Annotated in this window: 10 protein-coding genes; 4 read left to right on the top strand and 6 right to left on the bottom strand. The window is 67.4% G+C overall.

Translation table 11 applies throughout. The features are described from left to right. Window positions 1-76 precede the first annotated feature (76 nt). The 3 genes from DTA22_RS30700 (at window position 77) to DTA22_RS30690 (ending at window position 2,777) form a co-directional block, all read left to right on the top strand. On the top strand, window positions 77-1,318 hold the full coding sequence (locus DTA22_RS30700) for an aspartate aminotransferase family protein (RefSeq protein ID WP_112301951.1): 1,242 nt from the start codon (window positions 77-79) through the stop codon (window positions 1,316-1,318). Window positions 1,319-1,386: 68 nt separating this feature from the next. After that, window positions 1,387-1,881 (top strand): DUF3830 family protein, encoded by a 495-nt coding sequence (locus DTA22_RS30695; RefSeq protein ID WP_009477605.1) that lies wholly within the window; start codon window positions 1,387-1,389, stop codon window positions 1,879-1,881. Between the two features lie 74 nt (window positions 1,882-1,955). After that, complete coding sequence (locus DTA22_RS30690; RefSeq protein ID WP_112301950.1) at window positions 1,956-2,777, top strand: PhzF family phenazine biosynthesis protein; 822 nt, start codon at window positions 1,956-1,958, stop codon at window positions 2,775-2,777. Here DTA22_RS30690 and DTA22_RS30685 read toward each other — a convergent pair. Further along, window positions 2,774-3,934: an iron-containing alcohol dehydrogenase gene (locus DTA22_RS30685; RefSeq protein WP_112301949.1), complete on the bottom strand. Its 1,161-nt coding sequence runs from the start codon at window positions 3,932-3,934 to the stop codon at window positions 2,774-2,776. The genes DTA22_RS30690 and DTA22_RS30685 overlap by 4 nt on opposite strands. A gap of 12 nt (window positions 3,935-3,946) precedes the next feature. After that, complete coding sequence (locus DTA22_RS30680) at window positions 3,947-5,437, bottom strand: CoA-acylating methylmalonate-semialdehyde dehydrogenase (protein ID WP_112301948.1); 1,491 nt, start codon at window positions 5,435-5,437, stop codon at window positions 3,947-3,949. 112 nt (window positions 5,438-5,549) lie between these two features. Here DTA22_RS30680 and DTA22_RS30675 point away from each other — a divergent pair, with 112 nt between their 5' ends. Next, window positions 5,550-6,443 carry a LysR family transcriptional regulator gene (locus DTA22_RS30675; protein WP_112301947.1) on the top strand — a complete coding sequence of 298 codons (894 nt, stop codon included), beginning with the start codon at window positions 5,550-5,552 and terminating at the stop codon, window positions 6,441-6,443. Between the two features lies 1 nt (window position 6,444). Here DTA22_RS30675 and DTA22_RS30670 read toward each other — a convergent pair whose 3' ends face one another. The 4 genes from DTA22_RS30670 to DTA22_RS30655 all read right to left on the bottom strand — a co-directional run bounded on the left by DTA22_RS30670 (window position 6,445) and on the right by DTA22_RS30655 (window position 11,791). Continuing rightward, on the bottom strand, window positions 6,445-7,509 hold the full coding sequence (locus DTA22_RS30670) for a LacI family DNA-binding transcriptional regulator (protein WP_037242004.1): 1,065 nt from the start codon (window positions 7,507-7,509) through the stop codon (window positions 6,445-6,447). Between the two features lie 72 nt (window positions 7,510-7,581). Next, complete coding sequence (locus DTA22_RS30665; protein ID WP_112302100.1) at window positions 7,582-8,964, bottom strand: NAD(P)/FAD-dependent oxidoreductase; 1,383 nt, start codon at window positions 8,962-8,964, stop codon at window positions 7,582-7,584. Between the two features lie 175 nt (window positions 8,965-9,139). After that, window positions 9,140-9,979: a sugar phosphate isomerase/epimerase family protein gene (locus DTA22_RS30660; RefSeq protein WP_112301946.1), complete on the bottom strand. Its 840-nt coding sequence runs from the start codon at window positions 9,977-9,979 to the stop codon at window positions 9,140-9,142. A 12-nt stretch (window positions 9,980-9,991) separates the two neighbouring features. Beyond that, a complete protein-coding gene (locus tag DTA22_RS30655; protein ID WP_112301945.1) occupies window positions 9,992-11,791 on the bottom strand; it encodes a thiamine pyrophosphate-binding protein in 1,800 nt (599 codons plus the stop codon). Window positions 11,792-11,826: the final 35 nt, after the last annotated feature.

Below are 11,826 nucleotides of genomic sequence, written 5' to 3'. Positions count from 1 at the left end.
CATGTTATACAGATTGTCAACAATCTGACAATGCACTTGCCGACATCCGCCGGCATCTACGCGTGGGAGGGTTCTCGTGACTCGGCTATCTCCACTGCTCGCACAGGCCACACCCGTGACGGTCGATCACGGTGAAGGGTGCTACCTCTACGGCACCGACGGCAGGCGCTATCTCGACTTCACCGCGGGCATCGGCGTGACCAGTACGGGGCACTGCCACCCACACGTCGTGGAGGCCGCGCGCAGGCAGGTCGGCTCCCTGATCCACGGCCAGTACACGACGGTCATGCACCAGCCGATGCTCGAACTGGTCGATCGACTGGGGTCGGTGCTGCCCCCGGGACTCGACTCGCTGTTCTTCGCGAACTCGGGGAGCGAGGCCGTGGAGGCGTCGCTGCGACTGTCGCGGCAGGCGACCGGCCGCCCCAACGTGATCGTCTTCCACGGCGGATTCCACGGACGCACGGTCGCGACGGCGACGATGACCACGTCCGGCACCCGGTTCTCCGCCGGCTTCAGCCCGCTGATGGGCGGCGTGCACGTGGCACCGTTCCCCAACGCCTACCGCTACGGCTGGTCCGAGGAGGAGGCGACCGCGTTCGCGCTGAAGGAACTCGACTACATCTTCGCGACGCTCACCGCGCCGAACGAGACGGCGGCGTTCGTCGTCGAGCCCGTTCTCGGTGAGGGCGGGTACGTGCCCGGCAACACCGCGTTCTTCCAGGGTCTCCGCGAGCGCGCCGACCGGTACGGCATCCTGCTCGTCATCGACGAGATCCAGACCGGATTCGGCCGCACCGGCAAGTTCTTCGGGCACCAGCACTTCGACGTCCGGCCCGACATCATCACCATCGCCAAGGGTCTGGCCAGCGGATTCCCGCTGTCGGGCATCGCGGCGTCCGAGGAGCTCATGGCCAAGGGCTGGCCGGGGTCGCAGGGCGGAACGTACGGCGGCAACGCCGTGTCCTGCGCGGCCGCGGTCGCGACACTCGAGGTGATCGAGAAGGAAGACCTCGTGGCCAACGCCGCCGCGCGGGGCGTCCAGTTGCTCGACGGTGCGCGCACGCGCGCCATCGACGGAATCGGCGACGTCCGTGGTCTCGGACTGCTCGTGGGCAGCGAGTTCACGGCGGCCGACGGCAGCGCGGACCGTGCGAAAGCGTCTGCGGCGCAGCAGCTGGCCGCGAAGAAGGGGCTGCTGCTGTTGACCTGCGGCGCCCACATGAACGTGGTACGGATGATTCCACCGCTCATCGTGACGGCGGAACAGATCGAGGACGCCCTGAAGATCTGGTCCGAGGTACTCGACGAAGTGTGACAAGCACCCGTGAGTACTTGTTAACCGCGGGCGGTTAAGAAGTACTCACGGGCTCCGAAGGAGGAATCGTGGCTCGCTACATCACCATCAGCCTGGACAAGCGCGGCGTGACCTGCCGTGCCCGGCTTCTCGACGAGGACGCACCGCTCACCTGCGACGCGGTGTGGAACGTGCTCCCGCAGAGCGGCGACGCGTACCACGCCAAGTACGCGCGCAACGAGGTGTACACCCTGATCCCGCGGATCACCGCGGCGCCGCGGCGGGAAAATCCCACCGTCACACCGATTCCCGGTGACGTGTGCCTGTTCGACTTCGAGCCCTGGGAGATCGGCAACTCCGCCTACGGGTACGAGCCGGGCTCCGAGGCGCACGCCGCGCAGGGCGCCACCGACCTCGCGATCTTCTACGGCCGCAACAATCTCCTGCTCAACGGCGACGTCGGCTGGGTGCCGGGCAACGTGTTCGCCGCCATCGAGGAGGGGCTGCCGGAATTGGCGGCTGCGTGCAACGACCTGTGGATGCGCGGGGTCGAAGGCGAGACGATGAGCTTCGCCCGAGCCTGACGTCGGCGCGACCGGTCCAGCGTGTGCGAGATGGCCCTCGACGGGCGCCGGATCGTCCACCACCATCGGACGCTATGAAGCTGGACATCTATCAGATCGACGCGTTCGCCGCCGGACCCTTCGAGGGCAACCCGGCGGCGGTCATGCCGCTGACCGACTGGCTGGACGATTCCGTTCTGCAGCAACTCGCCGAAGAGAACAATCTGTCCGAGACGGCGTTCTACACCGCGCGGCTTCCCGTGGGCGCGGGGCAATACGACCCGGCCCACCCCGCCTATCACCTGCGGTGGTTCACACCCGCCGTCGAGGTGGACCTGTGCGGCCATGCCACTCTCGCCACCGCCGCACAGATCTTCGAGGACGTGCACCCGGACGCCGACCGCATCCAGTTCTGGACGCGCAGCGGTTGGCTGCACGTCGACCGGGGACCGAACGGGACGCTGGTCATGGATTTCCCGGCCGAGCCGCCGGCGCCGACCGCGGCCGATCCCCGGATCGTCGCGGCACTCGGCATTCCGGTGCGGGAGTGCCTGAAGGCCACCGACCTCGTGTTCGTCGCGGAATCCGAACACGACATCGCGTCGATGGCCCCCGATTTCGCCGTGATCAGCCCCCTGAAGGTGCGGGGCATCGTCGTCACCGCGGCGTCGGACTCCGAGGGACTCGATTTCGTGTCGCGATGGTTCGGCGCCGCGGCCGGCGTGCAGGAGGATCCGGTGACGGGGTCCGCGCACTCGCAGATCGCGCCGTACTGGGCTGACGTCCTGGGCCGGAACAGCCTTGTCGGACGCCAACTGTCGGCGCGCGGAGGAACCGTGCACTGCGAGGTGCGCGGCGACCGCGTCCACCTGTCCGGAGCTTACCGGCGGTACCTCAGGGGCACCGTCGAGTTCTAGCTGAAGACCTCCGAATACAGCGTCTCGATCTGACCGGCGGTGGGCGCGACCGGATTGTTGCCGGGCGATCCGGACGCCAGCGCCTGCTCTGCCATCAACGGAATAAGGCCGTCCCAGGCGTCGCGGTCGATCCCGTATGCGAGCGGCGTCGGAACCTTCAGGTCGTGACACAGCGTGCTCAGGGTCTCGACGAGGAACTGCGCGGCGACGGAATCGCCCGCCGATTCCGGTGCAGCGCCGAATGCACGCGCGCAGTCGGCGTAGCGGCTCTCCGCTCCCTTCAGGGAGAACGCCGTGATCGCCGGAAGCAGCATGGCATTCGACAGTCCGTGTGCGACATGGAAATGCGCACCGATCGGCCTGCTCATCCCGTGCACCAGCGCCACGCTCGAGTTGGAGAACGCCATACCGGCCTGCATGGACGCGACCATCATCGCTTCTCTCGCGGTGCGGTCTTCACCGTCCGCGTACGCCGTGCCGATGTGCTTACCGATCGTGCGGATCGCGGAGAGCGCGAGTCCGTCGGTGAACGGCTGGGCCTTCCTGCTGACGTAAGCCTCGATGGCGTGGGTGAGCGCATCGATTCCGGTGTCGGCGGTCAACCGCGGCGGCATCGACATCGTGAGTTCGAAATCCACGATCGCGGCGATCGGCAGGAAGGAGAGTCCCGGGCACAGCATCTTCTCGTCGGAAGCGCTGTCGCTGATGACGGTGAATTGCGTCGCCTCCGAGCCGCTTCCGGCAGTGGTCGGTATCGCGATGATCGGCAGCGCCTTCCCGGTGTACACGTGAGGTGCCTTGTACGACCGCATCTCACCGCCGTTCGCGGACAGCACGGCCAGTGCCTTCGCGGTGTCCATCGGACTACCGCCGCCGAACCCGATCACCGAATCCGCGTTGTGCTCGGCGACGATCCTCCGCCCTTCCTCCAGGGAATCGGTGGTGGGGTCGGGCACGGTGCCGGAGAACAGTGCCGGCTCCTTGCCCGCCGACCTGAGGAGGCTCATGATCCGGTCGGCCGCGCCGGTGCCGGTCAGGTACGCATCGGTGACGAGAACCGGCCTCTGCAGACCCAATTGGTCGACGACCGAGCCGATCTCGTCTACTGCTCCGGCCCCGATCCTGGCGAATCGGGGGAGTGAGAGGTGTGCGGTCATGGGAGAGGTTCCTTAGTTGTTCTGGGGGAATCCGAGGTTGAGGCCGCCGTGGCTGGGGTCGAGCCAGCGGGTGGTGACGACTTTGCCGCGGGTGAAGAAGTGGACGCCTTCGGTGCCGTGGGCGTGGCTGTCGCCGAACAGGGAGTTCTTCCAGCCCCCGAAGGAGTAGTAGGCCATGGGGACGGGGATGGGGACGTTGATGCCGACCATGCCGACCTCGACCTCGTTCTGGAACCGGCGCGCGGCGCCGCCGTCGTTGGTGAAGATGGCGGTGCCGTTGCCGAACTGGCTGGAGTTCACCAGTTCCAGGGCTTCGTCGTAGGACTCGACGCGGATGACGGAGAGGACGGGGCCGAAGATTTCGTCGGTGTACACACTCATGTCGGTGGTGACGTGGTCGATCAGGGTGGGTCCGAGCCAGAACCCGTCCGCACCGCCATTCGCCTGCACGGTCCGCCCGTCGACGACGATGGTGGCGCCGTCCTGTTCGCCGGCGTCGATGTAGGAGGCGACCTTGTCGCGGTGCGCCTTCGTCACCAGCGGGCCCATGTCGGAGTCCTGGGTGCCGTCGCCGATCTTGAGGGTGTCGGTGCGCTGTGTGATCTTGGCGACCAGTTCGTCGGCGATGTCGCCGACCGCGACCAGGGCGGAGATGGCCATGCAGCGTTCGCCGGCGGAGCCGAAGCCGGCGTTGACCATGGCGTCGGCGGCGAGGTCGAGGTCGGCGTCCGGCAGGACGATGGCGTGGTTCTTCGCCCCGCCGAGTGCCTGGACGCGTTTGCCGTGGGCGGTGCCGGTGGCGTACACGTACTGGGCGATGGGGGTGGAGCCGACGAAGGAGATGGCCTTGATGGCGGGGTTGGTGAGCAACTCGTCGACGGCGGTCTTGTCGCCCTGCAGGACGTTGAACACCCCGGCGGGCAGTCCGGCCTCGGCCCAGAGTTCGGCCATCCAGATCGCGGCGGTCGGGTCCTTCTCCGACGGCTTCAACACCACGGTGTTGCCGGCGGCGATGGCGATGGGGAAGAACCACATCGGGACCATGGCGGGGAAGTTGAACGGGGAGATGATCCCGACGGGGCCGACGGGTTGGCGGATGGAGGAGACGTCGATGTTGGTGGAGGCGTTTTCGGTCATGCCGCCCTTGAGCAGGTGGGGCATGCCGCAGGCGAATTCGACGACTTCCTGGCCGCGGGAGACCTCACCGAGTGCGTCGGAGACGACTTTGCCGTGCTCGGCGGTGATGATCTCGGCGAGTTCGCCCTTGCGGGCGTTGAGCAGTTCCCGGAACTTGAACATGATGGAGGAACGCTTGGCGAGGGAGGTGTCGCGCCAGGCGGGGAACGCGGCCGCGGCGCCGTCGATCACGGCGCGGGCGTCCTCGACGCTGGCCAGGGCGACCTGACCGGTCACGGCACCAGTGGCCGGGTTGGTGACCGGAGCGGTATCGACACGCGTTCCGGGGTAGGACTTGTTGTTGAGCCAATGCGAGATAACGGCCATGGGGTTCACTCCTGGGAAAGGTGGGGTGCCCACGAGTCTGCTGGGCAACAATGCCTGCGTCAACGAGTAAAATGGCACTTCGGACTGCACTTTTGCACGAGGGATGAGGGCGATGTTCACCGCAGACAACATGCGTTACCTGCTGGAGTTGTCGAGAACCGGCCGCCTCGCCGATGCGGCGAAGCGGCTCGGTGTCGATCACACGACCGTCTCGCGGAGAATCACCCGACTCGAGAAAGACACGGGCACGAGACTGTTCGATCGTGGCGTGTCGGGGTGGCAGCTCACCGAGGCGGGCCGGCGACTGGTTCCCCACGCGGAGGCGGTCGAATCCGCGGTTCTCGCCGCTCTCGACGAAACCTCGTCCCTGGGTGGGCTGACGGGCACCGTCCGCATCATCACTCCGGACGGCTTCGGGTCGTTCGTGCTGGTGCCGGGGTTGGCCGCACTGCGGTCCGAGCACCCCGACCTGTTCACCGAACTCGTCACGTCGACGACCCACGACCTGCTCACCGGGCGCGACTTCGACATCGCAGTCACCCTCGAGCGTCCGTCGCCGCGGTCCGTCGTGGTCCGCAAACTCGCCGACTACGACCTCCGTCTGTACGCGTCACGGCGCTACCTGGACGAACACGACCCCATCACGTCGCTCGACGATCTCCGGCACCACACGCTCATCTGGTATGTGGATGCGTTCCTCGACGTCGAACCGCTGCGTATCCTCGACGCGCTGATCCCGGACTTCCAGGCCCAGATCCAGACCAACAACATCGCGGGCCACTACCAGGCAGTGAAGCACGGCGTCGGGATCGCGCCGCTGCCGAGTTACATCGGGGCGCTGGACGAGGATCTGGTGCCGGTACTGCACGACGACTTCATCGCCCACCGCACCTACTGGCTGGTGGTGCCGCGTGAACTGACACGACTCGCGCGGGTGAAGGCGATCACCGAGGCGCTCTACTCCATCGTCGACGGCAATCCCGAACTGCGTGGCGCAGCAGGATAACTCACCGATCCGCGGGAACGGGTCCGGAGCTCTCGCGGACGACGAGTTCGGTGGGGAGTGTGATTTCCCGTCCCGCTCCGCCGCCGATGATGTCGAGCAGCAGTTGCGCGGCCTCGCGGCCCTTGCCGACGAGTGGTTGCCGGACCGTCGTGAGTCCGGCGGCTCGGGCCGCGGGAATGTCGTCGAACCCGACCACCGACAGATCCTGCGGCACCCGGAGACCACGTTCGTGTGCGACGTCGATGGCCGCGAGGGCCAGCAGGTCGGAGGCTGCGATGACGGCCGTCACGGGACCGGCATCGAGCAGCGTCTCGACGGCGGTGCGCGACAGTTCGTAGTCGAACCCGCCTGCTTCGACGACCACGGCGGACGACCACGGCACCGTGAATTTACGGCAGGCGGACGCGTATCCGGCGAGGCGTTCCTTCATCACGTGGTCTCGTGCGGCCCGGGTGCGGGCGGCGTCGACGGGACCACCCTTGCCGTCGGGCACGAGCCGGTCGACGAGAAATCCCACACGCCGGTGTCCGAGTGACAGTACGTGCTCCGCGATCTCCTTGGCGGCCTGCCGATCCCGGATTCCGACCCGCGGCAGTCCGCCAGGATTGGGGCCGTCGATCACGACTATCGGCAGCCGGCGGCTCATCGCCGTCTGCATTCCGGGGTGACCGTCCGGCATCGCGTACGCGAGGAAGCCGTCCACCGCGCCCCGAACGAGCACGCCGGACCCCTCGGCCACCCGGGTCGACTCGAGTGGGCAGGGCAGCAGCGTCAGCGCGACCTCGGCGAGTTCACCGACCTCCGATATGCCCTTCAGCAACTGCGACGTGGCCGGATCGTCGAACGCGTAGCGCAATGAGTCGGTGATCATCAGCCCCAGCGCACCGACCTGCCCGGTGCGGAGGTTGCGTCCCGCGGGGTTGGGGCCGGCATAGCCGAGTTCCGCGGCCACCTGGAAGATGTGGGCGCGCCGGGCTGCGGACAGCTTGTGGGGCTGGTTGTACGCGTACGAGACCGCGGCCTGGGACACGCCTGCCGCTCGGGCGACGTCGTGCATCGTGGTCACGAATGCCGATCCTCTCCGTCGCACGGTTACCGAGCCCAGCTTATCGGCCGGGCCGCGCGCGTCCCCCGGGCGTCAGCTCGCTCTGGCGACAGCGGTGTCATCGTCGTCCTCACACCGATCGAGGAGAACGAGTTTGCCCATGACGTTGCGTGCCACCACCTGTTGATCGGTGACGGTCATCTGTCCCCGCCACGACCCGAGGAAGGTCCACGTCCATGACATGAGCGTGGACAGCCGGCTGCGGAACCCGACGACGTAGACGACGTGGACGGCCAGCCACAGGATCCAGGCCGGCAGTCCCGCGAGTTCGATGCCCCCGACCTTCACGACCGCGTGGAATCTCGTGATCGTCGCCATCGACCCCTTGTCCCGGTACCGGAAGGGAATGCGGTCGGGTGAGGAGTCACGCCGTCGGGCGCCGGCCGCAATCTGTCGCGCCGCGTAGCGGCCACCCTGGATCGCGACCTGCGCCACCCCGGGAAGGCGGTCGCGCGCCATCATGTCTCCGATCACGAACACCTCGGGGTGTCCCGGCACCGTCAGGTCCTCGCGGACGGCGATCCGCCCGGCGCGGTCGAGTTCGGCTCCCGACTGCTCGGCCAGCTGCCTGGCCAGCGGGCTGGCTTCCACACCCGCCGACCACACCTTGCACGCGGATTCGATGCGGACGGTCTCGCCTCGCCCGTCCTTGATCGTCACGCCGTCCGCGTCGACGTCGGTGACGGCCGCCCCGAGCCGCACCTCGACGCCGATCTTCTCGAGGCGCTCGGCGGCGGTGGACCCGAGCCGGTCGCCGAACGGCGGCAACACCGCGGACGCGGCGTCGAGCAGGACGATCCGGGCGTCGCGGGTGTCGATGTTCCGGTACGCGCCGACGAGGGTTCGGTGGGCCAGTTCGGCTATCTGACCGGCCATTTCCACCCCGGTAGGACCCGCGCCGACGACCACGAACGTCAGGAGGCGGGCTCGCTCCTCGGGGTCCATGGACAGCTCGGCGCGTTCGAACGCGCGCAGGATCCGGCCACGGAGTTCGAGTGCGTCGTCGATGGTCTTCATGCCGGGGGCGTGTTCGGCGAAGTGGTCGTTACCGAAGTACGACTGCCGGGCTCCGGCCGAGACGATCAGACTGTCGTACCCGGTGGTGGTCGTTCTGCCCTGGTGGGTCGACGTGATCCTGCGCGCGGTCAGGTCGATGTCGGTGACGTCCCCGAGCATCACCGAGGCGTTCGACTGCTTCTTCAGCACCATCCGGGTCGACGGTGCGATCTCTCCCTCGGACAGGATTCCCGTCGCCACCTGGTACAGCAGCGGCTGGAACAGGTGGTGGCTGGTGCGGTCGACGACGAGGACGTCGACGTCGACCCGGCGTAACGCCTTCGCGGCGAACAGACCGCCGAATCCGGAACCGATGATCACCACGCGATGACGTGCCTCGGTGCGGGCAGGAGTATTCATGACAAGCTCTTCCCGGATCGCGTCGATCGCCATCCGCGCTACTGGTTGGGGTGAAGCGTGCCGCCCGACACACGGGGTGTCGGGCGGCACGGTGGACACGACGCACCGGATACTCGAATGTCGGTTCAGGACCCAGCGTGCCGCGAGATCACCTGCAGGACAGTCGACGCCGTTGTCAGCTGCCCTGGATGCGGGTGATCAGATCTGTGAGGTAGGTGTAGCTCTTCTTCGCGGCATCGAGGCCACCGCACTCGACGGACAGGACGACGTCGTGGTCGGCGTCGTGCAGGGTCTTCACGATCCGTTCCCAGTCGATGACGCCGTCGCCGCAGGCGCAGCCGAGCATGCCGCGGACCTTGCCCCGCAGTCTCTTCGCGTCCTCGACGCCGATGTCCTTGGCGTGCAGGTGTGTGACGCCGCCGACGATCTGCTCGAGCCACTCGTGCGGGTCGTTCTCACTGAGATAGCTGTTGCCGGTGTCGAGGTTGATCGTCAACGCAGGGCTGTCGATCAGCGTTATGATCTTCTCGAGGCGCTCCGGGGTCGCGGTGTACTCGCCGTGCGTCTCGATCGCGATCTTGATGCCGCGCGGTTCGGCCACCTTCGCCGCCTCCTGCAGCGTGTACCGCATCAGCGTGTAGTTCTCCGCCTCGGTGGTCCACGTCGGCAGTGGCCCGTCGTCGACCATGATCATCGGGGAACCGACCTCGGCCGCGTAGCGGATCGACTGCTTCAGATAGTCGACGCTCACGTCCGGCTTGGCCAGCGGTGCATGACTGGACAGCGACGAGATGGTCAGCCCGCGTGATTCGGCGGCGTCCCGCATGAGGAGCGGGTCGTCGAGCATCGACCGGGTGTGGAAGTACCCGGCCGTGCTCAGCAACTCGCGGCCCCAGTAGACCATCGGCTCCACGTACTTGTAGCCGATCTCCGCGGCCTGGTCCATGGCCCAGTCGAACGACCCGTTCTCGAATCGGGCGAACTCCAGGTTCAGGCCGAGCTTGATCTCTCCCATGCCGGTCTCCGATCAGAATCCGCGTTGCGCGACGTAGTCGTCACGGACCTCGCCGTGGTAGGCGGGAACAGTGATGTCCCACCAGCCGGTCGGGTGCGTCTCGGTCCACGGCAACTCGTGGGCGCTCATCGCCTCGATGATCACCGGGCCCGGCGTCGCGAAGGCGCGCTCGATCGCGTCGGCCAGCTTCTCCGGATCCTCGACGCGCTCGGCGCTGCAGCCGAGCGACTGGGCGAACCGGGTGATGTCGGCGAAATACGGTGTCCCGTCGAGGTTCTTCCACCCGGAGATGATTTCGCGTTCCTCACCGAACAGGCTGATCTGGAGGTCCTTGATTGCCTCCCAGCCGCCGTTGTTGAGCACGACGATCACCAGCGGCACTCCGAGCATCGCGGCGGTCGCGATCTCGGTGCCGGTCTGGAGGAAGCTGCCGTCGCCGACCATCGCCAGGACCGGGGTGTCCGGGGCACCGATCTGCGCGCCGATCGCGGCGGGCACACCGAATCCGATACCGGAGAAGCCGCCGGCCACGATGTTGGTCTTCGGGCCGTAGATCGGGAACTCGTTGAACGCCTGGTTCGCGGGGTTGGACGAGTCGGTGACCAGAATGCCGTCGCGCGGAAGGGCCTTGCGGATCTCGACCATCGCACGCGAGTTGGTCATCGGCAGGTAGTCGGTGGTCCGCATCGGCCGCAGGTGCTCGTCCCACTGCGCCTTGAGGTCCTGCAGTTCGGCGAAGTACTCGGTGCTGCGGTAGTCGCGTCCGGGGCCGAGGTCGGCGAGTGCATCCTGCAGGCTCTGCAGGGAGGTTTTCGCGTCACCTACGACGCCGACCTCGACCGGGTAGTTGCGGCCGATCTCGAAGCCGTCGATGTCGATCTGCACGAGCTTGGTGTCAGGGATGTCGAACGTGACGCCGGGACGGTACGACGACGTGATGCGGTCGCTGAACCGGCAGCCGACCGCGAGGATCACGTCGGCTGTGCGGGTCACGCCGTTGCCGGGGATCGAACCCATGTCGCCGCACGGCCACGCGTAGAGGTCGTGGTCGGCGGGGAACGCGCCCTTGCCCTGGAACGAGTGCGTCACCGGCGCTCCGAGGTGCTCGGCGACGGCCATCAGTTCGGCGGCGGCCTCGGCGTGGATGACGCCGCCGCCGGCCACGATGACGGGACGTTTCGCGCCGGCGAGCAGGCGGGCGGCCTCGGCGATCACGGCCGGGTCACCGGTTGCGCGGGTGGCGGGCCTGCGGGCACCGGTGTCGGGGGTGTAGTCGCCGTATTCGGCCTGCAGGTCCTGCGGGATGTCGACGAGCACGGGTCCGCGCCTGCCCTCGTGCATGGTGTTGAACGCCTGGGCGAGCGCCACCGGCAGCTGTTCGAGGCGGCTGGGCTGCCACCAGCGCTTGACCACCGGTTCGACCATGCGGGGAAAGTTGTTGCCGTGCGGGCGGTCGATCTCCTGGAGCACCCCGCGGTTCTCCATGTAGGTGTGCACGGCGCCGGTGATCAGGAGCATCGGCATCGAGTCGGCGAAGGCGGTCGCGAGTCCGGTGAGGGTGTTGGTCGCGCCCGGTCCGATGGAGGTACAGATCGCGGCGATCTTGCCGGAGGCCCGGTAGTAGCCGTCGGCCATGTGGGCGGCGCCCTGTTCGTGCATGGCCGGCACCAGTTCGATCTCGTCGGCGCGGTCGACGAACGCGTCGAGGAGGGCGGTGTTGCCGTGTCCGGGGATCGCGAAGACCTTCTCGACTCCCTCGCGGATGAGGAAGTCGACGACCATCTGTCCGCCGGTGAGTTTCTGTGTTGTCATCGAAGAGGCTTTCTGGGTGTGGTGGGGGCGAAGCG

Source organism: Rhodococcus wratislaviensis (assembly GCF_900455735.1).
GTDB lineage: Bacteria > Actinomycetota > Actinomycetes > Mycobacteriales > Mycobacteriaceae > Rhodococcus_F > Rhodococcus_F wratislaviensis.
This window is presented reverse-complemented; position numbering and strand designations above follow the sequence as displayed.

Bases quoted from the DNA above. Each gene is read 5' to 3' on its own strand.
- DTA22_RS30680 (WP_112301948.1), bottom strand. From the start codon at position 5,437: ATGGCCGTTATCTCGCATTGGCTCAACAACAAGTCCTACCCCGGAACG.
- DTA22_RS30660 (WP_112301946.1), bottom strand. From the start codon at position 9,979: ATGGGAGAGATCAAGCTCGGCCTGAACCTGGAGTTCGCCCGATTCGAG.
- DTA22_RS30655 (WP_112301945.1), bottom strand. From the start codon at position 11,791: ATGACAACACAGAAACTCACCGGCGGACAGATGGTCGTCGACTTCCTC.
- DTA22_RS30690 (WP_112301950.1), top strand. From the start codon at position 1,956: ATGAAGCTGGACATCTATCAGATCGACGCGTTCGCCGCCGGACCCTTC.
- DTA22_RS30675 (WP_112301947.1), top strand. From the start codon at position 5,550: ATGTTCACCGCAGACAACATGCGTTACCTGCTGGAGTTGTCGAGAACC.
- DTA22_RS30685 (WP_112301949.1), bottom strand. From the start codon at position 3,934: ATGACCGCACACCTCTCACTCCCCCGATTCGCCAGGATCGGGGCCGGA.
- DTA22_RS30665 (WP_112302100.1), bottom strand. From the start codon at position 8,964: ATGAATACTCCTGCCCGCACCGAGGCACGTCATCGCGTGGTGATCATC.